The following is a 24,636-nucleotide window of genomic DNA, read 5'->3' as shown; positions in this document are numbered from 1 at the left end:
CGATGAATCGGCTCCTCTATAATTTACAAATTATTCATACAATATTCACATGACATTCACAACTTTAATATAGAACACGGGTACAATATTAAATACACAAATCTAAAGAGGAGGTGAACAGACTTGAAGAAATGGTGGATAATGGCCATAGCCATAATGCTGGTAGGAGCCATTGCAGTTCCCATTGCGTGGGCCCAAAACGAAAATACACAGACGCCGGCACAAACTCCTTCCAACGCTACAGGAACACAGCTTAGTGAATCACAGAAAAAGGAACTGGCAGATCTGTACTCAAAAATTGCTGAGCTTAAAAAACAGATCGTGGATAAGTATCTAGAGTTTGGAGTAATCGACCAAGAACGGGCTGAAGCTATGAAGCAGAGAATAGACCAGATGGAGAAATTCCGAGCCGAACAAGGGTACCTGCCAGGATTTGGCCGTGGCAAATTTAATGGCGGTTTCGGACGAAGAAGAGGTATGGGTTTCGGCGGGCGGTGTCCATTTACTCAGCAAAGTTCATCTCAATCCACACAAACTTCTCAGTAAAAATACTTTAAAATTAAAGGGGGACTTTTAAGTCCCCTCCTTTATTTGCTGGATAAGAAGGTCAGCCAGCTCATCCGCTGCATATGGCCTGCCTACCTCACGCATCATCTCAATCATATACTTCCTTCTGCTTTCATTGTGAAACAGATGATAGACCGCTTCATCCACCGTAAAAGTCTCGCTAGTCTTAATGGCCAGACCATTGTTCAGCAAAAATTCAGCATTCCTGTCCTCCTGCCCCGGAATGGGGTTTATCAGGATCATGGGAATGCACTTGGCCAGGCTTTCAGATACGGTAAGCCCTCCAGGCTTGGTCAATATACAATCCGAGGCGTCCATCATGACGTCCACATTGTCCACAAAGCCGTAATTGTAGATCTTTTTCTTTATATCCATCAAATCAATCTTTTTCTTCAATGAAGCGTTATTGCCGCACACCGAAATTATCTGGAAATCCATGTCCATTTTGTCTAGCCTGCGAATAACGTCATCCACATTTCCATAGCCCATGCTCCCGCTCATAACCAATATCGTCCTCTTATTCTCGATGCCCAGCAGCTTTCTGGCCTCCGCTTTGTCCATCTTATTGGCAAACTTTATGAAAATGGGAATCCCAATGGGCCAAACCTTTTCGAGGGGTATCCCCTTTCTCTGGATTTGGAGGTTTAGCAGGCTGCTGGCAGTGACATAATAATCCAAATTGGTATCTTCCCAAAAAGGATGGACAGTGAAATCGGTTATAATACCCACGCTCTTGCATGACAGCCCCTTTTCCCTGAGATAGCTTATCACCTGTGCAGGGAAAATGTGGGTGCAAACGATCACGTCAGGTTGATATTCGCCGAGGAACACCGTTAATTTCCTGGACAAAAGCGAGCTTATTATCTTGCCTATGTAAAGCTTTTCGTTGGATTTCTCCAATCTTTCTCCCAGCCGGTACAGTCTCCCGTAAACAGCGGGGGTAAATTTCGTGGAGATGAGATAGGCCTTGGCAACCGATTCGCTTAATATGGGATTTATATACTCAAATATATCCAGCAACACGCAGTCAACGCCTTTAGCTTTCAAACTCTCCATGGCAGCCTTGGCCGTCTGATTATGGCCATGACCTGCTGATACCGATAAAAACAATGCTCTCACAGCCTTCACCTCCTTCGTTAGCGCTCAGCAGCCAGATCTATGATACACCCAAATCAAAATTTTGTGAACCATCATTCACTTTTGGAAATCTCAAGTATATTTTGCCATATTTAATCTTAAGTATATTCTACCATGTTTTTTGATAAGTGTATCCCGCTACTTTCGTAAAATTCGCATTAAACTAACAACTGCCCTCCCTGACTGTAACCTTGCGAGAAATTTTAAGGCATAAGAAATAAGGGGCCTACTCCTTGTGGGAAATCGGCCCCAATGAGTGTATAATCAGTAAATAATATTTGTAAATCGATGACAGACACTTCAGTCAGAACAAATGTACTTATTTCCTGCCGTACAGCGGTCCAAAGGCAGCACAAGCCCTGTAGTCGGCGCCCTCCAGGTCATTTGTGCCAAACGCATTCCAGGCGCTTGGCCTGAATATCCTGTCTTCCGAAACATTGTGCATGCACACCGGAATTCTCAGCATGGATGCCAGGGTGATGAGCTCTGCTCCAATGTGGCCGTAACACACAGCCGCGTGGTTAGCACCCCAACTGTTCATGACAGTGTATACATCCTTAAAGGCGCCCTTGCCTGTCAGTATGGGAACAAACCATGTGGTGGGCCATGTGGGATCAGTGCGCTTATCAAGTATATCATGCACATCCTCAGGCAGCTCCACCGTGTAGCCCTCGGCCAGCTGGAGCACCGGGCCTAGCCCTTTCACGATGTTTATCCTCGACATGGTAACCGGCATCCCGCCTCTGGTGGTAAAATCGGTGGAGAAACCGCCGCCGCGGAAGTAGCCCAGGTTGGCATACCTGAACTGGGTTGCGTCGAGACATCGTGCAACCTCCTCAGGTGTCACTTCCCAGAATGGCTTGATGGCCGGCTTGCCGTCCTTGGTCTGCTGGCCCGTACCGTCCAACGCCGCCGATCCGGAATTGATAAGATGGATAACGCCATTGGCTGCCAACCCGGTTAATTCTTTGCCGGTAACCCGCTTTACAGCCTCAGGACTCCAGTAGGTCCTCACATCGGCAAAGATCTGAGCCGTACCCGTGAGCAGATGTCCAAACAGCATGGCAACACCGTTTAACGAGTCGTTCTCGGTTGCAAGAATGTAAGGCTGCCTTATGCCGTTCCAGTCAAACGAGGAGTTGAGTATGGTCTCCATAAAATCGCCGTTGGGGAAGTGGTCAGTCCACTGCCTCTGCCCCTGGAATCCCGCCACTATGGCATTGTGCCCTAAGGCTTCCTCCTCAAACCCCATCTCGGCCAGTTTTGGATTGCCCACCATAAGGTCACGGGCAATCATTGTCATCTTTATGACCATTTCCCAGTCCTTATCCTTTTTCTCCCTGGAAACCTGCATCTCTGGCGGGTTGTTATCAGGGCCCTCTTTGCAGTTGGCCTTTACCCAGCGCAAAGCTCGCTCAAACTCCTCTTTATCATAGATCCCTTCCTCAATTCGCCTTATAAATTCGCTCATATCTATGTATTCCACGCGCATCCCCAGATAGCTCTCAAAGAAGTCTGGATCGACCATGGAGCCGGCAATGCCCATCGATACTCCACCCATGGAGAGATAGGATTTACCCCTCATGTTTGCAACAGCCAGAGCCGCTTTAGTGAACCTGAGGAGCTTCTCCTTCACGTCATCGGGAATGGTGGTATCGCTAGCATCCTGTACATCCCTGCCGTATATGCCAAAGGCCGGCAAACCTTTTTGGTTGTGAGCCGCCAGCACCGCAGCAAGATATACAGCCCCTGGACGCTCGGTCCCGTTAAAGCCCCATATCGCTTTGGGGATAAAAGGATCCATATCCATGGTCTCAGAGCCATAGCACCAGCATGGCGTTACGGTGATGGATACGCCCACACCTTCACGGGCAAACTTCTCGGCTGTCTGTGCCGCCTCAGCCACCCCACCAATGCAGGTATCGGCAATTACGCACTCTACCGGCATGCCGTTGTAGTGCCTGACGTTTTCCTCCAAAAACTTGGCCACCGCTTTGGCCATGTTCATGGTCTGCTCCTCCAGAGACTCCCTGACGCCCCGTCGCCTTCCATCGATGGTAGGCCGTATCCCGATTTTGGGCATACCCCCTTTAAACCTGTTGTGCGGCGGAATCAATTTCATTCCCTCAACATTGGCCATAAATCTCTCCTCCTCTTTTATGTATTTTAAATTTTTGATTGTAGTGTAAAAAACCTATTTTGCTACTCAAAACGAAATTCACAGTTTGAGGGTGGAGTGGTTTCGCCAACCCAATCGCTTCTGAGCATATATTTTCCCCAACAGCATCATATCAACTCTCACAGGCATAAACTGCATCTCATCATTTTACGCCTTGTTCAAACACCACCATCTCGTGTCCTTCGACTCTTGGCACCACCACTTTTACATATCCATTTGTATACTCAAAATCCAGCTCCTCACCTTTCGGAGCACAATACACCCTTTCAGGCTTTGAAGAAAGCTTTACCTTCACCTCTACGTTATACAGAGGAATTATGTCTTCTATAATGTCTATTTCCTCGCACCGCCTTTGGGGGATATAATGGAGTATATGGAGAATATACCGGTTATAGGGCTTTTGGTAATTTAAGAGCATATGCGCCGTGGTGGGTGCATTGGTTTCAACCAGCTTATCAGGCAAAAGCAGCCGCAAAGCGTTTACCACCAGCTGCTTATAAACCCTTGCTCCGTGCTTGTGATACATTGAAAACACAGGGTGTGCAAAATAGATGACGGAACCTTTCTGCGTAACCGCCGGATATCCGCTTTCCCTTTCAGGTGGCGTCTGACGATGGGAACAAAAATGCCTATAGCTTCTGTTGAAATAGGGATTCCAGATTGAGGCCAGTATCCTGGTCCCTTCTTGAGGCTTTACCCATAAGCCCCTGTCATACATGACATACTCGGTATCAAACAGACCCTGATTTATGGCCTCACCCGCCACCACATAGTCGGGCGAGTATTCGGCATCGCTCACCAGCTCAATCCCCATGCCTGACAGCACGAATTGTTGTTGACCTCTTACCATCCCGGATTTGTATGAGAGTAGCAGCTTGCCCCCGTTTGCAACGTAGCTTTCCAGTTTATCTTTTAGGGCCTCATCCAGAGTGATTACATCAGGAAGAATGATGACCCTGTAGCGGCTGAAATCCATCTGTTCATCGATTACATCAAACTGATAATGTGACTCCTCCAGCATCTTATAAGCGCCTCTCAAGGATGGATGGAGCCTGATGGCAGTATCCTCAATCGCTTCTGGCGTAAATACCCCTATCTCGGTCACCGCAGTGACATCATCGCACCATGGTTCCTTCTCTTTTACTTGGCTATACACGCTGCCAATGAGCTTGTATGTGGCTTTATTTATAGCTCCGCTGGGATGAAGCTGGTCGCCTATGGAGCACTTGGCGCCATGGGCCAGAGCTGTAAAGCATTCATATTCCAGCGCCGCTTGATTCTTAAACCCACCGAAATCGGCCCACGACTTATGGAACCTGCCGGTCATCCCCAGATATTCGTATCCCAAATTCCTGGCATACCTCACAGTGATGGGGAAATGCTCGTATCCCCACCCGCCGCTAGGAAGGGATTCCAGCTCCAAATGGGTATACGTATCTAGGGTATCCCTAATCGAGGGACCAATATGCCCTGCATTATAGAAGATGGTACAGTCTTTATTATACCTGCGCACAGTAGCCGTCATCCTTCTCTTGAAGGCATCCAGTACCTGTTTGGCAAACTTTTTGCGATCCTCCGGGTCTTCAGGGTTTAGCCCCGCCCGTTCCATCCCTTCCATGCAATAGCTGCAGCAGCAAGGGTGTTGGATTATTATGTCAAAGAACAAGCCATCCACTTCATCTCCAAACTTTTCCAAAACCTCAATGGTCTGTTCCTCCACATAATCGATGTACGGAGTATTAAAGCATAAATGTTTCCAGCCTGCCTCTAAAGGCCCAGCACCATAAGGCCTGCCATCTGGCATCCTCTCTAGCCACTCTGGATGCCGCTTTGCCATGTATTCATCCCAACCCACGGTTATGTAAATTGGTACTCGAATGCCCATCGCATGGCAGGCTTCAATCTGCTCACGCAAGAGGTCTCTTTTGAGCCCGGGATGCCGCGCAGGAAATTTGGTATCGTAGTAAATCATGCCGTGGTGACACCTGGCAAAGCAGGTGATGGAATCAACGCCAGCTTCTTTCAAGGTGTTAGCAAACTCCTGAGGGTCAAAAGCGTGCCCCACCTCCACAATCTTCTCGGAGGTGTGAAAATCCAGATGAACCTGCCTGAACCGCAATTTTCCCATGTTATCTCCCTTTCCATTAAATTTGTTTTTTAGCTTTTTGAAAAAACAAATAGTCAAAAATACAATCAAAATACAATCCATTCTTTCTAACAGATTAATCTCAAAATTGAAACGGTTCAAATTGAAGGTAAAACAATTAAAGAACACATTTAGAGGAACATATCTAAGGTTTATTTAGGTATTAAAGCGTATCTTGACTGCTAAGGCTAAGAAATGACTCTTACCGAATCCCTTACAATCATCCTGGTATGAAGCCTGTGTACCTCCGGGTAACCTGTATAATCCCCCTTTATCCTCTTTAATATGAGATTTCCGGCTATTTCTCCCATTTTTGAGGTGGGCTGTTCGATCACCGTCAAGGAAGGCTTTATGACATCTGACAGCTCAAAGTAATCAAAGCCTATGAGGGACAGCTCCTGCGGAACCTTGATATTCAATTCATGGATAGCCATCACAGCCCCCAGCGTCATATAATAATTGGTCACATAGAGGGCAGTTGGAATATCAGGTCCTTCAAAGAACTCTTTTGCAGCCAGATAACCTCCTACCGTAGTGAAATTGCCATACTTGATCCAACGGGATTCCACAGGCATATTATAGGCCTCCAGCGCTTGCTTGTATCCCTCAAACCTTTGCTGGCTGACCCATGAGTTGGGTGGCCCATTTATTATGGCAATTTTGGTATGGTTGGAATGGATGAACCTCTCAACCGCCCTGAAAGAGGCCCCGGCATTATCCACCAGTACTTTATCGGTATTAAAGCCGGGAATATCTTCATTTACTATTACTATGGGGATCCCCTCACAAATATACTTGTCCATTATGCTCAAACGAACGTTATTGGAAAAAAGGATAAGCCCATCCACAAAACGGTCCCTCAAAAAATTCAGCTTCTGCTCGAGCTTCTCAGTGTCGCCTTCGTAATCGCACAGTATGATGCTGTAATTCTCCTTTTCCACAGTCCTCTCTATGGCCGTTACGATAGAGGTGCAGAAAATATTCGTAAAATCATCGATCACTACTCCGATGGTCATAGAACGGTTGCTCTTGAGGCCTTTAGCGATGATATTCTGCTTAAAACCTAACTCCTGGATGGCTTTCTCAACCTTTAAACGGTTCTCCTCCCGCAACCTATACCCATTGAGGTATCGAGATACTGTACCCAAGGAGACGCCTGCTCGTTTTGCCACATCGCGGATAGTTACAGCCATATTTCGCTCCCAAATACCCTAAAAAAGATTGAACCAGTTCAATTGTTATTATAACCCCAGGGAACATCCACGTCAAGATTTGGAAGGCAAAGCCCCCGACTGAGGTAATATGGCAGTCGGGGGATAGCACTGCACATTTCTTTACTCCTCAAATTCAACGCATATGCTGGCAACGCTATAGGGTTGTACCTCAAATGATACACATGCCCCATCTATAGAAACGCTAAGGCCGTTGTCTATCCTACACTCGTTTAAGTCCACATAATAAGCCTGTACGGGTTGTTTCCACAACCTGAGCACAGCTTTAGCAGCCTTGCCTTCGGCCTCATAGCCCCTTACCACAACCCGTTTGGCTTTCCCCTGTTCCTCGGCCATCTTAACAGCCGAAAGCGCCACATCCCCTTCCTCCAGACTCATAAAGCTGCCTGAGGCAGGCAGCGAGCCTCCGTGTACAGAAGAGGAAATAACGCTCAACGGATGATTGAAGTTATATGCCCTCTGGATAAGCTCCCTGTTGCTGGCATTATCCACCAGACAGACAGCAAAACTGAACTTGTGCACGCCAAACTCGGGATAGGGATCCGGGTCATAAGAGCTGCGTATTAAGGTAATGGACATAGAGTTATCCACACATCTGAACCCGTATTTGGTATCCGTAATGAGCATTACGGATTTCCCGCCCGGCTGCTTTCTCACTCCCAAGGCCCAGCTGTTGGCCGGAACGTCCCTATCCATCCCCTCCCGCTCTATGGTGCCAAAGGGAATATCATACTTATAGCACGAACACTCATACCCAAGAGGCATGTAGAAGCTGAGCTGGGGTACGCTTATGCCTGGTTTACCCACCTCGTGCCAGTCACACTGCACATCATAGCGCAGCATCGGGCTGTTATAATCCAGCGAAATAGTTACCTTCAAGCTGGAATCCCTGAAAGAGCACTCATAAGCAATGGACTGCCTGACATTGCCTGCTCCATAAGTCACCTTTTTAATCTTAACGTCTCGAGTCAAGTCAATAACGTTCATGTGGCGACCCACAACCCATGACGTCATACCCTTGCTGGGGTCTTCCTCGATCAATCTGAAGATGCCGGCAGGTGACCCCTTTATAAACTCCTCTCCCGTAGCCTTATCCACCAACGATACGATGGCTGCATCACGGCTACTGAACACAACTCTTATATGATCATTTTCAAGGACAAACTGGTCTATACCCTCTATCCGCGGATCCCTGGGGAAGGGCAATGCCGTCTCGATCTCGTCATCTTCCGTCAGGATGTAAGTGTTATACCCGCATGCAGGAACTCTTGCCTTGATAAGCACCCTCATGTAGTGATGTCCCCAGTAAGAGTTAAAACCTTTGTCAAGTACCTGATGCTCAACTTTGTTACCTTGAGCATCCCTAAAAACAATTTTGTCGACATCGCCCAACCAGTCCCAAACCACTATCTCAGCCGCTTCATCTCTTTCCACCGGCGCAGGATTGAAGACATGGAATACGCGGGTCTTCCCCCTGCCCCTCTCAGATTGGGTCACCTTAAACTGTTCTGCACCAAATCCCGCTCCGGCCCCCTCAGATACGCTGTCCTTATCGTCCTCCTCAGACACGATAAACCTTGAGGTATCTATCTGTGCAGCAATGGCTTGAAGCGATAGGCTCCTCCTGCTGTTAGCTATGGCCATGGTATTCTGGAAAAGACCCATGGCATATTCCCTGGTATCTATTGTCCCCGAACCCGGAATGATGTCATGGAACTGGTTGAAAAGCACATTCCGCCATGCGCTTTCAAAAGCTCTGTTGTCATACCTGTATCCGGCGCAAAAGCTGGAAAACACATTGAACATCTCGGCCTCATTTAGCGCTGCCTCGCTGATACGGTTGGCCATCTTAATCCTGGACTGGCTGGTGTAGCAGCCTGTAAATATGAAATTGCGCTCACCCTTCACTTCCGGCAGTTCATCGGCAATCCTTTCCACCAGTCTGTAAAACTCAGCAAAGGTACCAAAGCGAATTTGCGGGAATACCGGCCAGGTATTCATGTCTATTATTCTTTCTAAATCCCTGCGAGTTGGCCCGCCACCGTGATCACCAACCCCGTAAACCTTTAGCATTGTATCCAGATTATGCTGGGTACAAAATTGGGGTACATATAATACCATGTCAGGGCGAATCTCCGCGTTGTACCAGAACGGTTCGCGATATGCTATTATATAATTCCCAGATGGCGCTACCCATTTGTAGAGGTAGGGCCCTTCATAGCCTCTGCAGTGGTAGTAATACTTCACTCCACCACTGCGCAGGATTTCAGGCACATTCTGATTGTGACCAAAGGTATCAGGCTCAAAGTCCAGGTTTAAAACCTCGGGATCGATATCCAAGAGCCTTGACAAATACCTCTTGGTATACAGGATATGCCTGGCCATGCTCTCGCCGTTGGGCATATTCTTATCAGCCTCAACCCATGTAGAGGCCGTAACCTCCCAGCGCCCTCCCTTCACCCTGCTTCTGACCTCTTCCAGCATCTCGGGCGCATAGTCCTCCAGTATTTTATACACAGATGCTTGTGACTGGGAAAACGTAAAATCAGGATATTCCTTCATCAGGTTGAGCACAGTCCTGAAGGTATCAAGGGTAACCATCACCGTTTCATCCCAGCGCCATATCCAATTCATATCGATATGAGAGTGAGCAGCGCAAATTATCTTAAATCTCTTAGCCTCCTGTGAAAGCTCTGCCAGCATCTCCTCTGCCTTTTCACAGGTAGACCTAGTAATGGCGCCTTCTTTGCCGAACTCCCCGTACACAAAATCGATAACTTTTGAAAGCAGGCCATCAAACTGATGGTCCTTAACCTCCGATAACTTGAGCCCATACTCGAGCTGGGATAAAATCCTGCTTCCCCAGTAGCCAAGGCCTTTGCTTTTACGCATCTCCCTTAGTTTTTTTAAATGATGTTCCATGGCAATCCCCTTTCTCGTAAATCCGTTCCGGCATCAATAGCCATTTCACACTGTTTAACAATCCACCTATGGTAAAGCGCTATTAGCTCTTCAAACAAATCGGGACAATCATATAGCACATAGGTTACTGCTTCAAGTCCACCCTCAAAAAGATCTACAAGGGTTACTTACACAGAGTATATATAATCCAGTTGGATATGTCAGGTGCAACGGGAACCCGGTCTGGCATACCCCCTCTCATTGCATACATCATACGCTCATGCGGCGTCATGTCCTCCATTTCACAACCACCTCAGTCACTTCACTAAAGATTTTTTCTAAAAAAACAACTTTGCACCTACTTATAAATGGTACCTACAGCATATAACCGTTAAGTGTTTTTACAGAATAATGAACTATCATCCATCTTTCTAAATATTTTATACCTCTTTTAAAAGGCCTCACTTTCATTCCCTATACGAAATGAGCTTTTACAAAATAAGCTTGAAAAATTTTATCCAAAAACAAAAACACCACCTGACTTCATTATCAGGCGGTCTTGCCTATGGTGGAGCTAAGGGGATTCGAACCCCTGGCCTCAACACTGCCAGTGTTGCGCTCTCCCAACTGAGCTATAGCCCCACGATATGGACTTGTGTCAACTAGCGAGTTATATTATAACCCAATACAGCCGTTTTGTAAAGTAGAAATTTTTACTTTCCCTGGCTGCTTGAAATCAATATCCAAGCAGCCAGGAAAGCCATCTTACAATACTTCGCGTTCCTTATTTCCCAAATCATGCCACAAAACAAACCCCATAGCCCATTCCATCATCCTGTAAAAATACCTTCACCATTTTCATCGCAGGTTTAGTATGCCCTAGCAAAGTACACCATATGTTTGGCCGGGCGCCTGCAATAAACGCAGTGGTCATCTATATGCTCCTGTTCAAAAGGTATACATCTGGTAGTAGCACCGGTCTCTGCTTTTATATTGTCCTCGCACTCCCTCTCGCCGCACCACATGGCCTTGACAAAGCCCTTCTTTACCTCTATAGCCTCTTTAAACTCATCAAAATTGCGTGCCACATGGGTAAAATTCTCTCGCATCTTCAAGGCCTTGTTATATATTCCCTTATGCACCTCGACAAGCATATCGTTTATGGCCTGCACAACGTTATCCATGGGTACAGATACTTTCTCAAAGTTGTCGCGGCGCACCAGTACCACCTGGTTTTTCTCTATGTCCTTGGGCCCTATCTCAAGGCGCACCGGCACTCCTTTGAGCTCCCACTCGTTGAACTTCCAGCCCGGCGTCTGCGTATCCCTCTCGTCAATTTCTACGCGAATGCCGGCATCAGCAATCTGCCTGTATACCTCTCTGGCTTTGTCCAGCACGCCCTCCTTGTGAATGGCAATGGGCACGATGATCACCTGTACAGGAGCAACCTTAGGGGGCAATACCAGACCGCGCTCATCTCCGTGTACCATTATTATAGCGCCTATCAGCCGTGTGGATACGCCCCATGAAGTCTGCCATGCGTATTTGAGCTGACCATCCTTATCTAAATACTGTATATCAAACACCTTGGCAAAATGCTGGCCCAAATTGTGCGACGTCCCCGCTTGAAGGGCTTTGCCGTCCTGCATCATGGCCTCCATGGTATAAGTGCGCAAGGCGCCGGCAAACTTCTCCTTCTCGGACTTACGGCCGACAACGACAGGGATAGCCAGAACGTTTTCAGCAAACTCCTTGTATATGCCCAAAATCTTCAGCGTCTCCTCTTCGGCCTCTTCTTCGGTGGCATGCACCGTATGGCCCTCCTGCCACAGGAACTCGGCAGTCCTCAAAAAAGGCCTGGTCGATTTTTCCCAGCGCACCACGTTGCACCACTGGTTGTACAGTATGGGCAGGTCCCTGTAAGACTGCACCCATTTGGCGTACATTGCACATATTATGGTCTCAGATGTTGGCCTGACCACCAAAGGCTCGGCCAGCTCCTCGCTTCCGCCCCGGGTAACCCAGGCCACCTCAGGGGCAAACCCTTCTACATGTTCGGCCTCCTTGCGCAAAAGGCTCTCGGGTATGAACAGAGGGAAGTATGCATTTTTATGGCCGGTGGCCTTAAACCGCTCATCCAGCTCCTTTTGGATGTTCTCCCATATGGCATATCCATATGGCTTGATTACCATGCAGCCCTTTACCGGAGCATAATCGACCAGGTCCGCCTTTAAAATCACATCGGTATACCACTGAGAAAAGTCCTCTTCCCTAGGAGTTATATAGGTAACAAACTCCTGTTGCTTTTTTTCCATACACCAAGCTCCTTTCACAAAACACGCGATGTTTACAACAATTCCCTCGGTTTCTTATTTAGGTATTTTAGCATCAGCAGTATATATTTTCAACTATATTTGCTGGATTGCAGCCAAAAACGCTCCAATTTTTTAACTAAATACCTAAACCTACTGCCTTGCTTCAATAGCTGCGCTCGGTGAGCCCATCTAAAAGATTCTCCAGCGCCGCTTTGGCTGGAATAGGCGCAAGGCCATCAATAAATGTGCTGGCACGCTTTAAATAGCTTCTGGCCATATTTCTGCTGTATTCAATACCCCCACTTGCATGTACCAATTCAATCACCCGTTCCACATCTTCCGGAACATAGCTTTCTTTATCCAAAATCTTTATAACCTCGTCTCTATAGGATGAGTTGATGGCATATATCAAGGGCAGAGTATACACCCCTTGAACGAAATCGCTTCCCACCGGCTTACCAGTCTTAGCAGGATCGCCTGTAAAATCCAGCAGGTCATCGGTGATTTGAAATGCCATGCCAAAGTTAAATCCAAACTCCCTCAAGCACCGCACAACCTTTGACGGGCACTCGCTTTCATGCGCTCCAACATAACAGCTCAGTGCAAACAGCAGTGCCGTCTTACGCCCTATCCTCTTCAAGTATTGCTTAACGGTGACGTATTTGTCATACCTCGATTGGTACTGTGCAATCTCGCCTTCGCAGATGGCCTTAACCACCTTGGATAGGCCCCGCATGTTTTCAAATGTTGTGCTGTGGGCAAGCAGCAAAAAGGTTTTGGCAAACAAAAAATCACCCGTAAAGACGGCTATGTCTTTCCCCCACCGCGACTGAACCGTAGGCCTGCCCCTCCGTATCTTTGAGTCGTCGATTATATCATCATGGACCAGGGTAGCCATGTGTAGTATCTCAACGGCCGCCGCCAAAGGGATGAGCTTTTTATCGTCATACTTTCCAAACTTGCCCGAAAGCAACACCAGGGCAGGTCGAAGCCTTTTGCCGCCGGCCTCCAGCAGTTCCCTCAAAGCCGCTTCCAACACCTTTTGCTTGGACAAGAGGGTGGCTTTGATGTGCTCATCAACCCTTTTAAGCTCATCCCCGATTATATCGACATAGCTCACGGTTAACCTTTTGCTTTGACTCTTCATCAACAACTGTTTAACCCCTTTCCCACTTAAACCACTTTTGCTCTTCTAGGTATTTAATAATATACCTGGATGCCAGACCTACAAAAAATCCAGTACCCACAGCAGCAACGGTCAACACAGGCAAATAGGTAAACAATATACCTATCGTTCCAAACACCCATGACGCCACCAGCAGCTGCCCTATATTATGGAATATAGCTCCTGCTGTGCTAATGCCCATCATGCTGAAATAAGCCCTCCACCTGAAATACAACCAGCCCATCACCAAACAGCTCAAAATCCCACCCGCAAGGCTGTAAAGCATTGCCGTAACGCTGCCTGCAAGAAGCGAACCCAGCACAGAGCGAACTATAACTACCACTAACGCCTCTTTAAAGCCGAAGAGTACCAAAGTGACCAGGGTCATAATGTTGGCCAATCCCAGCTTTATCCCCGGAGCCACAACCGGCATAAAACCCTCTATCAGATGCAAAACTAAAGCCTGCGAAATGATAAGCGCCAGCATGACCATCTTTCTAACTTTATTCATAAACTTTCTCCTCAAGATGCAATATCATCTACATCGGGCGTTTCTTCATGGCCAGCCGTTATCTTCACGACCACCCTATGAGGCAGGCACACTATGGCTTGACCGGCATGACGAATGGGACCTGACTTTACGCAAACCTGATCAGGACAGTTGGCTTCTTTTATTTTTACCTCTTCATATGTTACCGATACAACATTATATTTGCCGTTTCCAGCATCCACACGAAACTCCACAGGAGCCATACCTTTATATATACGGCAGGAATACACCTCTTTGCCATCCAGCTCAACCACTACACTTTTATCGCCACCCTGTGTCCCCATGGCATACATGCCCATCAAGCCTACCGCAACCAACGCTGCTGCAAATAGGTATACCACCAGGTCCCCTATTTTCATCGACATCCTCATGGCTGAAGCTCATACTCCTTATCGGTCACAATCAGCTTCCCCTTTAGACCTTTTGAGGTATATATTTTCTTATCAAATGTGATAGCCAGGGCATCTATGCCCTCCAACTTATCAACGAGTTCAAGCCCTCTTTCGACCCCCATGATAAATACAGTTGTAGACAGCGCATCGGCATCAATGGAGTTTGGAGCGACCACCGTTGTGGCCATAAGCCCGCTGTTTGCGGGATAACCCGTCGAAGGGTCAAATATGTGATGGTACCTCTTTCCTGTCTTCTTATAAATATCTACGATATAGCGTTCATAATCGCCCGAGCTGACAACGCTTCCGTCCATTACCTCTATAATAGCAATATGGCGCCGCGCTCCTTCAGCTCTAGGATCCTGTACGCCTATTCTCCAGGGCTGGCCATTGGGCTTACCGCCCATGGCCACCACATTTCCACCCATGTTTATAAGGGCGTGCACCACGCCTTCCTCTTTTAAAATCCTAGCCACTTCATCGGCGGCGTATCCCTTGGCAATGGCCCCCAAATCAATGCCCATGCCAGGCTCTTTAAGGTAAACGGTCTTCTCGGCCTCGTTTAGCACAACGTTGCGATAGTCCACAAACCTCAGCTTATCTTGTATCTCGGCCTCTGTAGGCACCCGGGGATGCTCAGATGTGATCCCCCACAGCTTTACGATGGGATATATGGTTATGTCAAAGGCTCCATTGGATATTTCTGCATACTCCAATGCCTTTTTTATGACTTCAAAGGTGTCATCGTGTACTTTCACGGGCTGCTTGCCGGCATTGCTGTTTATACGGCTCACGTCGCTGTCCTGTATCGTAACGCTCATGCGGTTCTCTATTTCTTCAATCCGCTTTATAGCCTTATCCAAAATATCGGGCCCTTCTTTGCCCGCATATATGCGTATATTGACCCACGTATTGAGAGCAAATATATCCTTGCGGTATTCCTGAGGCCCTGCTGTCCTTGCGCAGCCCTGCAAAGCCACTCCTAATAAAAAAATCGCTATGATTAAAGCACGAATTCGTTGGTACCTTTTCAAATGTAAACCCCCATCTCTCCATTTGATTTTGATGTAACATCCATACAGTGTGGCTTTTTAAATTTATTTTTTCGACGCCCTAATTCAACATAAAATATAATACCATCTGATACCCCTTATGACAAGCTTTTCAAAAACACAATTACGATTAAATAAAAGACCTGTCTTACGACAGGTCTTTTATTTAAATTTTACTTGCTCTGTGCTTCCTTTAAAGCTTCTTTTGCTAATGTCTTGAATTTCTCTGTTGTGCCAGTGGCACCGGTGTAAGTATCAACAGCGTCGGGATCCTGCTTCTCAACAAGGCCTTTCTCCAATGTCTCATATGCATCCAACAGGTCTACATTCTTTTGTTCCTTGAATCTCTTATGATACTCTGTATCCTCGCTCTTCTTCTTGCCTTCCTGGTTTACCTCATCATAATTGACTTCGGTAATTTTGCCGCCTTCAACCTTTATTTCAATCTGCCCTTTCCAACCGTGATCGTCAAATTTGGGCTCCTCAGCCTTATATGTTCCATCTTTATAAGCGGCAGTTTCAGCTCCCTTGTCTTCGGTAGCTCCTTGTCCTTGCTCATTGGAATCATTAGCGGCGCCACCACCACAGGCTGTTAACAGAGCAATGGTCAACAGCACTATTAATCCCAAGCTAAGTAACTTTTTCATTGCATGCACTCCTCCTTTTCCTTTTTGTTGTTATTTTTTAATCATTGTCTATTCTATCTCAAAACATAAATATATTCAATGCTTTTATCGGTTTATTCTCTCCAATTTTTTCAATAATAGGGATTATAAGCACTGTTTTGCTCATCCTGAGATAAATCTCCCTCCATTTTCTTTGATTTTAACCATTATTATATACATATTGTGCATATGCTCGTTAAAATTATATCTTTTATTTGATAAATTTATGTCTTTTAAACATTTAGATTATATGTTAAAATTTTAATAAGTGTTAATTTTATAACACATTTCTATGCACAAATAATCCGTATAACTCAAAGGAGGTAGATGCGATGTCCGATGCGATGTCCGCCAAGCAGGTGGTTATACTGGGTGCAGGGTACGGTGGATTGGAAGCGGCCAAAACTTTGCACAAACTATTAAAAAAGCAAAGCGATGTAGAGATCACCCTTATAGATCAAAATCCCTACCACACGCTGCTTACCGAGCTCCATCAGGTAGCTGGCCACAGGATTGAACCCAAGGGCGTTAAGGTGTCAATCGAGCACGTTTTGCAATATACAAAAGTAAAATTCGTACACGACAGAATACAAAAGGCCGACCTCAAAAACAAAAAGCTGATATCGGCGAACCATGAGTACAGCTTCGATTATTTGATTTTGGCCGCCGGTAGTCAGCCCGCATATTTTGGGATCCCTGGGATGAAAGAATACGCCTTCACATTGTGGTCGTTGGAGGATGCACAGAAAATACACGACCACATAGTACACATGTTCCAGCTGGCATCAAAGGAGCAAAACCCTGATAAACGCAAGGAAATGCTCACATTTGTAGTTGGTGGAGGCGGGTTCACCGGCGTAGAAATGATGGGCGAACTTATGGAATGGACAGTTACCCTGTGCCGTGAGTACAACATACCCAAAGAAGAGGTGCGGCTTGCGGTCATTGAGGCGCTGCCCACCATTTGCCCGATACTGGACGAAAAGCTATCTAAAAAAATAGTAAACTTCTTTGAAAAACACGGCGTAGAGGTATACACCAACACACCCATAACCGAAGTCCATCCTGACAAAGTCTGCATGAAGACCGGAGACATTATACCCACCAGGACCCTCATATGGACCGGGGGCGTTGAGGCAAACGAGTTTGCAAAGGAGTTGGGGCTGACACTAGGCAAGCGTAACCGAATAGTGGTGAACGAATACCTGCAAACCGTTGAGTATCCATATGTATATGCCATCGGCGACATAATGGAGTTTAAAGAAAACGGCAATGTGCTCCCGGCCCTGGTCGAGTCAGCCCTACAATCAGGCAAATGCGCAGCACAAAACATTGCCGCAGAGATTTTGGGCACTCAAAAACAAAGGTTTAAACCCGAGCTTCACGGCGTAATGGTGTCGGTAGGTTCCTTCTTTGCGGTGGCGCAGATCAAAGGCTTGCCTCTGCTGATCGGTATATGGGCCACCATCATGAAGCATCTGGTAAACATGCACTATCTATTTGGAATAGGTGGCCTTGAGCTTATATGGGACTATATTTACGACCAGTTCCTGTACAAGGCCAGAACGTACAACGCCTTCATAGAGACAGCCATCGGTCACATCAAGCGAAGAAACTTTACCTTCTGGCTTGTGCCGCTCAGAATATGGCTGGGAATCATGTGGCTATCATCGGGTATTCAAAAAATACAGGCCGGTTGGTTCGGTGATTGGGCAATGCTGGGTCCTGGAGGCGCAACCGATGCCACATCATCGGCATCCATCATCAGCCTGGTCAGCGATCATACTCCCGGCTGGTATGCCTGGATAGTCGAAAACATCATATACCCCAATGCCCTGCTGTTCCAGAAGCTCATAGTAATCACCGAGATTGGGCTGGGAATAGCTTTCATATTCGGAATATTCACCTTTATTGCTGGACTGGTATCTATTGCCATGAACATCAACTTTATGCTATCGACAGGCCTTCCTTCCACCAATACTGGTCTGCCAGACCTGTGGTACATCATGGCATCGATAGCCATGCTGGCCGGTGCCGGAAGGTCGCTGGGAGTGGACTATTACCTGATCCCTTACCTCAGGAATCAGGTAAGATACTTCCAGAAAAACAGGAGTTTCCACCTATTCAAGGGATGGCAGTGGTAAAGCACATAATATGTTGCCTCATATAGCGATTTCAGAAATGAACGGTTTGCATAAAGTTTGAGATGCACCAACACAACAAGCAGACGATAGGTAAAAAGCTTTTGCCGACGCCATAAGCACGAAAAGATAAAAAACGGGGCCAAGAGGCGTTTTCGCCTTGGCCCCGTTTTTTATGCCAGGTTTTTTATTTCATGCCACCGTTGTCTGATCTTTTTATGCTGCAGTTGCCTGATTGCATCTACGGCTTCTCGGCTTTTTTATCACGCGCGAAGCATTCAGTATAGAAAGTATGGCGACCCCTACGTCGGCAAAAACCGCTTCCCACATGCTGGTGGTGCCAGCTGCCCCCAGCAAAAGTACCAACCCTTTAACCCCCAGAGCCATGATGATGTTTTGCCACACGATACGCTTTGTACGGGTGGCTATCATTATGGCGGTTACCAGTTTGGAGGGCTCATCGGTCATGAGCACCACATCTGCCGCTTCGATGGCGGCATCGGAACCTAACCCTCCCATCGCCACCCCTACATCGGCTCTGGCCAACACCGGCGCATCGTTTATTCCATCGCCCACAAATACCACCTTGCCTTTCCTGGTGGCTTTAGTCCTTTCTATCGCCTCCAGCTTCTCCACCTTTTGATGCGGAAGAAGTTCGGCATATACCTCATCCAGCCCCAAATTTTGCCCTACCTTGAGTCCCGTATGATAGTTATCCCCTGTAAACATAACGGTTCGCTTTACGCCCATTCGCTTTAAATCATCGATGGCCTGTTTGGAGTCTTCTTTAAGCTCATCCTCTATTATGATATATCCTACATACTGCCCATCTATGGAAAGGTGCACAGCGGTATGAGCAAGCTCCACCTCCGGACATACCACGCCGTACTGCCTAAGCAGGCCAGCAGTGCCCACCAGCACCTCCTTGCCCTTTATTCTGGCCTTGACGCCATATCCCGGAATCTCAGCATATTCGTCAACCTGCCGCCGGTCCAAAGGTTTGCTGTAAGCCTCTATTATCGAGAGGGCAATGGGGTGGTTCGAATAGCTTTCGGCCAGGGCAGCGTAGTGAAGCAGCTCATCTCTCATCATATCGGCCACCGGAACCACTTTAGCAACCTTAAATACTCCTTTGGTCAATGTCCCCGTCTTATCAAACACCACGGTATCAACATTTCCAAGGGCTTCAAGGTACTGCCCTCCTTTGACCAGTATGCCGCTACGGGAGGCACCGCCCAATCCCCCGAAAAATCCAACGGGTATCGATATCACAAGAGCACAGGGACACGAGACCACTAGAAATATCAGGGCTCTGTACACCCATTCCTCAAAAGGCTGCTTCCACAGGAGGGGCGGCACGACGGCTATCAAGGCAGCGGCTGAAACCACTGCCGGCGTATAATACCTGGCAAACCTGGTTATGAATTTTTCGGTAGGTGCCTTATTATTTTTGGCATTTTCTACTAAATCAAGTATTTTAGAGGTAGTAGAGTTTTTAAAATCGCTTGTCACTTCAACGTATATAACTCCATTTTGATTTACAAACCCCGATAGCACTTTGGTACCCGGCACCACATCCCTCGGCATAGGCTCGCCGGTCAAAGCCGAGGTGTCTACTGTCGACTGGCCCTTGACCACAACCCCGTCAAGCGGTATGCGTTCACCAGGCTTGACTACGATAACATCGCCCACCGTCACCTCATCGGGGTGTACTCTCTGGATATCATCCCCAGCCACTTTATTAGCATATTCTGGCCTTATATCCATGAGCTCCGCAATCGACCGCCTGGACCTTCTTAAAATGCTGTCCTGCAGCCATTCCCCTATACGGTAAAACAGCATCACCGCAGCCGCCTCGGGGAACTCCTCGATAGCAAAAGCACCTATTGTGGCTACGGTCATCAAGAAGTTCTCATCAAACACCTTGCCTTTGATGGTATTTTTGATGGCATGCAGCACGACTTCCCTTCCCGCAAGTACATAGCTTATCAAATACAGCGCTGCCTTTATCCATTTCGAGAACGGAAAGAAAGCCGCAACTGAAAAGATGATAGCACCTGCTATAAGGTCGAGATTTTCCATTACCTCTTCCTTTAAATTCGCTTTGGAAAACCGTTCTGTTTGTAATCCCGCTGTATTACTGCAACCGCAACAGCTACAGCCCCCTGCTTCACGGTGATAAACATTGTTGTTTATGTTCAACCTCACAACAGACCTCCTCACATATTAAAATAAACTTCTTTTATTTCTCCATTATGTGTTTTAAACCAACCTGAATTATCTGCTGGATGTGTTCATCATCAAGCGAATAATATATGTTCCTTCCTTCCCTTCTGTATTTTATAAGCCTGCTCTGCCTTAACACCTTGAGCTGGTGAGAAACCGCAGACTGGTTCATCCCAAGAAACTCGCATAAATCACACACGCACATCTCAGCTATCGACAGGGCATACAGTATTCGCAGGCGCGTGGCATCGCCGAACACCTTAAAAAACTCAGCCAGCTCATTTACCACATCGTCGCTCAAGGCGTTTTTATTAACGCTGTCCAGGGTTTCCCGATGGACGATGAAATCCATACATACATCCAACTTTTCCTCGTTATTCAAAGTCAACATCCCTCCTGAAAAACTATTAAAATATGAACATATATTCATGCTTTGAATATATTTTAACTTATACTATGTTTGGCGTCAATACCCTTCAATCCTATAGAGGATACACACCCACTACTGAGCATATGACAACGTACATACCAGCTTTCCTTTAAACAACTCATCTCTATGAGTACGAGATCTTCTTGTCGAGTTAGAACAAATTCAATCATCTCCAATCCATAAATCCCCAATCCCAGCACACACCATATTTACTGTTGCCATCGTTATACTGTATAATTAACAAGACAGCTATTCTAAAAATTCAAAGTAGAAGGAGTAGGGAATATGCCTTTTAAAAATAGAAACAATCGAAACTATTACGCTCTAATGATAGAAGGCACCCTTTTTTTCACCGGCTTGGCTTTCCTGGATACCAACTCAGTAGTACCCGTATTTATACATACCTTTACGCAAAGCCTTCAGCTAGCTGGACTGGCCAGTACAATGGGATCTGCGTCTTCGCTGCTGGCCCAACTTTTTATGGGGCCGTACATACACAGGATAAAGAACTTACCGGCTTTTATATCAACCATAATGTTTCTCTTCAGGCCCCTTCCACTGCTGATGGTGCCAATTTTAATGTTTGCGGTTAACCCCTATATCGTGGTGTGGGCATTCCTTTGCATATATGCGCTTTTATGGGCCAGCGATGGGCTCATTGTGGTACCTTGGTTGGACGTCTTTGGTCGTACAATCCCAGACAATCAAAGGGGAAAGTTGCTTGGGAATCAGCAACTATTTGGCGGTATAGGAAGCCTAGCAGCAGGATTTATAATAAAGATAACGCTGGAAAATGCTCTCCTTTCCAGCGCACAAAAATACTCCATACTTTTCGGGCTATCGGGTATTCTGCTGCTGTCTTCGGCTGTAGCCATGACTTTCGTCAAAGATTCTCCTAGAGAAAATAGCCATAAAAGGATTAACATTCTTGAATATTACAGCACTTTGCCAGGATATTTAAACAAAAACAAAGCCTACAGGCATATGCTGGCCACTCAGCTCATCGGGAGCCTTGCAGGCATGATCCTACCCTTTATAATCCTTTTTGGGCAAAATACCTTTGCTTTGTCTCCAAACCAGGTCTCTACGCTCATTTATATCCAAATCATTGGCTCTTTAATTGGAGGCCTTTTTTGGGGAAACATCAGCCATCGTCTGGGCAACAAATATATTATCCTGATTTCCCAAATAATTAACTTTACCCTCCCTTCTCTAGCTTTAATAAGCTTAGGACTGCATAAATTTATTCCACCATTATTTTTTCTTGTTCCCATGTGCGTCCTTGGCGGAATAAACAAGGGAGCCTGGATGGGATATACCAACTACACTATAGATATAACAGATGAAGAAAATCGCCCTGTGTATTTTGTATTAACAAGCCTAATCACATTTCCAACAACCTTTTTACCCTATATTGCCGGGATCATAGCAGATGCGTGGGGCTTTATTCCACTGTTCATAATTGGCATGGCAGCCGCTTCTATTGCAATAAACCTAGCGCTTGCCCTTAAAACCCCTCATAGGATTGAATAACAACTAGTTAGCTGCTTTTTTCGATCCGCCACGTAGCCACGTAGCAAATTCTCAGCTTACAATAAACAAGATACCAACCAAAAACATTAAGGATCGGACGTATTTTATCATCCGATCCTTTTAAATTTATCCTATTCATCCAGCAAGCCATCTCGGAGCCCCAGAGGCAATGGCGCCGGGCGGCTGCACGAACTGGGAACGGTATAATGGCTTCCGCTCTGTGAGGCGTCCAAAAACCCCTGCATTACATCCAGCACATGGTAGGCCATCTCCCCATTGGCCCTGTGTGGCCTTCCCGACAGCAATGCATAAGCCATATCAGCCACTCCAATGCCTCGGCTGTTGTCGGCATAACCGTGAGTCAAAGGAACCTCGCCCCATTCACTGGCCCCTTGACGGCGTATCAGCACAGGACCGCCAAATGTGTTGGGATCAGGCACGCTTAGGCTGCCCTCGCTGCCGTAAATCTCAATTCGCGGTAGATTGGCGCTCCATACATCAAAGCTGGTGATAATGGTCCCCACGGCGCCGTTTTCAAAATCCATAACGCCAGCAATATGAGTGGGCGTCTCCACCTTTATCTTTGTGCCATATTTGGGTTGGCTGGTGATGGTCCTCTCCGGAAATGTAATCCTGGCAGAAGCCGTCACCCTCTTTATGGGACCTATAAGGGATATCAGAGCCGTTATATAATATGGCCCCATATCAAACATAGGGCCTCCGCCCACCTGATAGTAGAACTCGGGATCAGGATGCCAGCTCTCATGGCCATGGCATACCATAAACGCCGTTGCCGCTATCGGTTCACCGATCCAGCCGTCGTCTATCAGCTTTCGACAAGTCTGAAGCCCGGCCCCGAGAAATGTATCGGGAGCACAGCCCACCAAAAGCCCTTTTGCCCTGGCTATGTCCAGTATCCTTTTCCCTTCTTCACGAGTGATGGCCAACGGTTTTTCAACATACACATTTTTGCCGGCTTCAAGAGCGGCAATGCACACCTGGGCATGTGCTTTAGGAACCGTCAAATTGACCACGATGTCGATCTCGGGATCCGCAAGAAGTTCATCTACCGAGCACGCTTTAGGGATGTTGAATTCTTTTGCTCTGGCCTGCGCCCTTTCCAAAATCAAATCCGCACAGGCCACCACTTCCAAAATCTCAAACCGCTGGCTACAGTTTTTTAAATAGATGCCGCTTATGTTACCGCATCCGACAATCCCCACCTTTACCTTTTTCATGACAACCACCCTTTTACTTAAAACATCCTCTTTACCGATTGGATTAAAACTTCAGCATTATCACTGGCCTGCATGGCAACGTCCTTGCCTTCAGCTGCCCAGAGGAAACCCCTTTTCATTATGGTTCGAACCGGCTCAACCTGCAACACGTCTACATGATGTCCTAAAGAACAGTAGAATACCCTTCCTCTTCCCCAGCGCTTGGTCCATACAACCGGCACATCCACCTGCCCATTGGCAGCATGCGGGCCATCCACCACAGGAAACCGTGTGGTGGCAAGCACTTCAATCGACGGGTCAATATGTACATAGTATTGTTCGCTCTTTACGGTAAAATCCTCAATCCCTTCAACAATGGGGCTGGAGCCCCTTTTGACGTTGACAACGTATTCCACCCCATCCCCTCCAGGATGCGCTACCCACTGTCCTCCCGTCATAAACTGCCACTGGACGCACTCCCTGAAGGCATCGCACATGCCGCCATGGCACCCTGCAATGCCCACTCCGCTGGCCACAGCCTCAAGGACCGGTCTAACCTGAGCATCGGTTATCTTACCCATGGTCCACACAGGGATTATGAGGTAAAGCGACTTTAACTTTTCCACATCCAAAAACGCGTCCAGCGTCTCGGAAATCTCTACCTCAAATCCTTCTTCAACAAGAATATCGCGAAAGAGCTCCGACACTTCAACGGGCTGATGGCCTTCCCAGCCTCCCCGAACTATCAGGGCCTTTTTACCCATAATGGCATATCCCCTTTCAATAAG

Annotated in this window: 18 protein-coding genes and 1 tRNA gene; 3 read left to right on the top strand and 16 right to left on the bottom strand. The window is 47.0% G+C overall.

Annotation, left to right across the window (positions count from 1 at the left end; all coding sequences use genetic code 11):
- Positions 1-123: 123 nt before the first annotated feature.
- Positions 124-546: a YckD family protein gene (locus KVG29_RS07075; protein ID WP_252227543.1), complete on the top strand. Its 423-nt coding sequence runs from the start codon at positions 124-126 to the stop codon at positions 544-546.
- Between the two features lie 27 nt (positions 547-573).
- Here KVG29_RS07075 and KVG29_RS07070 read toward each other — a convergent pair whose 3' ends face one another.
- The 12 genes from KVG29_RS07070 to KVG29_RS07015 all read right to left on the bottom strand — a co-directional run bounded on the left by KVG29_RS07070 (position 574) and on the right by KVG29_RS07015 (position 16,283).
- Positions 574-1,686 (bottom strand): MGDG synthase family glycosyltransferase, encoded by a 1,113-nt coding sequence (locus KVG29_RS07070; RefSeq protein ID WP_252227542.1) that lies wholly within the window; start codon positions 1,684-1,686, stop codon positions 574-576.
- 337 nt (positions 1,687-2,023) lie between these two features.
- Complete coding sequence (locus KVG29_RS07065; RefSeq protein ID WP_252227541.1) at positions 2,024-3,844, bottom strand: L-fucose isomerase; 1,821 nt, start codon at positions 3,842-3,844, stop codon at positions 2,024-2,026.
- 181 nt (positions 3,845-4,025) lie between these two features.
- The gene (locus tag KVG29_RS07060; protein WP_252227540.1) at positions 4,026-6,011 is read right to left on the bottom strand and encodes an alpha-amylase family protein; all 1,986 of its coding nucleotides are present in this window, start codon (positions 6,009-6,011) and stop codon (positions 4,026-4,028) included.
- 206 nt (positions 6,012-6,217) lie between these two features.
- A complete protein-coding gene (locus KVG29_RS07055; RefSeq protein ID WP_252227539.1) occupies positions 6,218-7,222 on the bottom strand; it encodes a LacI family DNA-binding transcriptional regulator in 1,005 nt (334 codons plus the stop codon).
- A 141-nt stretch (positions 7,223-7,363) separates the two neighbouring features.
- Positions 7,364-10,183: an alpha-mannosidase gene (locus tag KVG29_RS07050; protein ID WP_252227538.1), complete on the bottom strand. Its 2,820-nt coding sequence runs from the start codon at positions 10,181-10,183 to the stop codon at positions 7,364-7,366.
- Positions 10,184-10,728: 545 nt separating this feature from the next.
- Positions 10,729-10,804, bottom strand: a tRNA-Ala gene (locus tag KVG29_RS07045).
- 227 nt (positions 10,805-11,031) lie between these two features.
- Positions 11,032-12,477 carry a proline--tRNA ligase gene (proS, locus tag KVG29_RS07040; RefSeq protein ID WP_252227537.1) on the bottom strand — a complete coding sequence of 482 codons (1,446 nt, stop codon included), beginning with the start codon at positions 12,475-12,477 and terminating at the stop codon, positions 11,032-11,034.
- Between the two features lie 163 nt (positions 12,478-12,640).
- On the bottom strand, positions 12,641-13,624 hold the full coding sequence (locus tag KVG29_RS07035; RefSeq protein ID WP_252227575.1) for a polyprenyl synthetase family protein: 984 nt from the start codon (positions 13,622-13,624) through the stop codon (positions 12,641-12,643).
- A gap of 10 nt (positions 13,625-13,634) precedes the next feature.
- Entirely contained in the window at positions 13,635-14,153 is a 519-nt protein-coding gene (locus KVG29_RS07030; protein WP_252227536.1) for a Gx transporter family protein, read from the bottom strand.
- 11 nt (positions 14,154-14,164) lie between these two features.
- A complete protein-coding gene (locus tag KVG29_RS07025) occupies positions 14,165-14,563 on the bottom strand; it encodes a NusG domain II-containing protein (RefSeq protein ID WP_252227535.1) in 399 nt (132 codons plus the stop codon).
- Positions 14,560-15,618, bottom strand: coding sequence for an FAD:protein FMN transferase (locus KVG29_RS07020; RefSeq protein WP_252227534.1), 1,059 nt, complete (start codon positions 15,616-15,618; stop codon positions 14,560-14,562). Before KVG29_RS07020 ends, KVG29_RS07025 begins: the two co-directional genes overlap by 4 nt.
- Before the next feature lie 191 nt (positions 15,619-15,809).
- Positions 15,810-16,283 carry an FMN-binding protein gene (locus tag KVG29_RS07015; RefSeq protein WP_252227533.1) on the bottom strand — a complete coding sequence of 158 codons (474 nt, stop codon included), beginning with the start codon at positions 16,281-16,283 and terminating at the stop codon, positions 15,810-15,812.
- 350 nt (positions 16,284-16,633) lie between these two features.
- Here KVG29_RS07015 and KVG29_RS07010 point away from each other — a divergent pair, with 350 nt between their 5' ends.
- Positions 16,634-18,445, top strand: a complete 1,812-nt coding sequence (locus tag KVG29_RS07010) for an FAD-dependent oxidoreductase (protein WP_252227532.1) — start codon at positions 16,634-16,636, stop codon at positions 18,443-18,445.
- A gap of 213 nt (positions 18,446-18,658) precedes the next feature.
- Here the strand turns inward: KVG29_RS07010 and KVG29_RS07005 are convergent, their stop codons facing one another.
- A complete protein-coding gene (locus KVG29_RS07005) occupies positions 18,659-20,650 on the bottom strand; it encodes a heavy metal translocating P-type ATPase (RefSeq protein ID WP_252227531.1) in 1,992 nt (663 codons plus the stop codon).
- Positions 20,651-20,684: 34 nt separating this feature from the next.
- Complete coding sequence (locus KVG29_RS07000) at positions 20,685-21,050, bottom strand: ArsR/SmtB family transcription factor (protein ID WP_252227530.1); 366 nt, start codon at positions 21,048-21,050, stop codon at positions 20,685-20,687.
- A 333-nt stretch (positions 21,051-21,383) separates the two neighbouring features.
- Between KVG29_RS07000 and KVG29_RS06995 the strand changes: the two genes are divergently transcribed.
- The gene (locus KVG29_RS06995) at positions 21,384-22,631 is read left to right on the top strand and encodes an MFS transporter (RefSeq protein WP_252227529.1); all 1,248 of its coding nucleotides are present in this window, start codon (positions 21,384-21,386) and stop codon (positions 22,629-22,631) included.
- A 131-nt stretch (positions 22,632-22,762) separates the two neighbouring features.
- Here the strand turns inward: KVG29_RS06995 and KVG29_RS06990 are convergent, their stop codons facing one another.
- Together KVG29_RS06990 and KVG29_RS06985 are read right to left on the bottom strand one after the other, a co-directional pair.
- On the bottom strand, positions 22,763-23,869 hold the full coding sequence (locus KVG29_RS06990; RefSeq protein ID WP_252227528.1) for a Gfo/Idh/MocA family protein: 1,107 nt from the start codon (positions 23,867-23,869) through the stop codon (positions 22,763-22,765).
- Between the two features lie 17 nt (positions 23,870-23,886).
- Positions 23,887-24,612 carry a ThuA domain-containing protein gene (locus KVG29_RS06985; RefSeq protein WP_252227527.1) on the bottom strand — a complete coding sequence of 242 codons (726 nt, stop codon included), beginning with the start codon at positions 24,610-24,612 and terminating at the stop codon, positions 23,887-23,889.
- Between the last annotated feature and the right edge of the window lie 24 nt (positions 24,613-24,636).

Origin of the sequence: Caldicoprobacter algeriensis (assembly GCF_023838525.1) — a bacterium.
GTDB classification, from domain to species: domain Bacteria; phylum Bacillota; class Clostridia; order Caldicoprobacterales; family Caldicoprobacteraceae; genus Caldicoprobacter; species Caldicoprobacter algeriensis.
Note: the sequence above shows the minus strand (reverse complement) of the source record. Positions and strands in the feature narration are given on the sequence as shown.

Bases quoted from the DNA above. Each gene is read 5' to 3' on its own strand.
- KVG29_RS07065 (WP_252227541.1), bottom strand. From the start codon at position 3,844: ATGGCCAATGTTGAGGGAATGAAATTGATTCCGCCGCACAACAGGTTT.
- KVG29_RS07060 (WP_252227540.1), bottom strand. From the start codon at position 6,011: ATGGGAAAATTGCGGTTCAGGCAGGTTCATCTGGATTTTCACACCTCC.
- KVG29_RS07055 (WP_252227539.1), bottom strand. From the start codon at position 7,222: ATGGCTGTAACTATCCGCGATGTGGCAAAACGAGCAGGCGTCTCCTTG.
- KVG29_RS07050 (WP_252227538.1), bottom strand. From the start codon at position 10,183: ATGGAACATCATTTAAAAAAACTAAGGGAGATGCGTAAAAGCAAAGGC.
- proS (WP_252227537.1), bottom strand. From the start codon at position 12,477: ATGGAAAAAAAGCAACAGGAGTTTGTTACCTATATAACTCCTAGGGAA.
- KVG29_RS07035 (WP_252227575.1), bottom strand. From the start codon at position 13,624: ATGAAGAGTCAAAGCAAAAGGTTAACCGTGAGCTATGTCGATATAATC.
- KVG29_RS07030 (WP_252227536.1), bottom strand. From the start codon at position 14,153: ATGAATAAAGTTAGAAAGATGGTCATGCTGGCGCTTATCATTTCGCAG.
- KVG29_RS07025 (WP_252227535.1), bottom strand. From the start codon at position 14,563: ATGAGGATGTCGATGAAAATAGGGGACCTGGTGGTATACCTATTTGCA.
- KVG29_RS07015 (WP_252227533.1), bottom strand. From the start codon at position 16,283: ATGAAAAAGTTACTTAGCTTGGGATTAATAGTGCTGTTGACCATTGCT.
- KVG29_RS07010 (WP_252227532.1), top strand. From the start codon at position 16,634: ATGTCCGATGCGATGTCCGCCAAGCAGGTGGTTATACTGGGTGCAGGG.
- KVG29_RS06995 (WP_252227529.1), top strand. From the start codon at position 21,384: ATGCCTTTTAAAAATAGAAACAATCGAAACTATTACGCTCTAATGATA.
- KVG29_RS06990 (WP_252227528.1), bottom strand. From the start codon at position 23,869: ATGAAAAAGGTAAAGGTGGGGATTGTCGGATGCGGTAACATAAGCGGC.
- KVG29_RS06985 (WP_252227527.1), bottom strand. From the start codon at position 24,612: ATGGGTAAAAAGGCCCTGATAGTTCGGGGAGGCTGGGAAGGCCATCAG.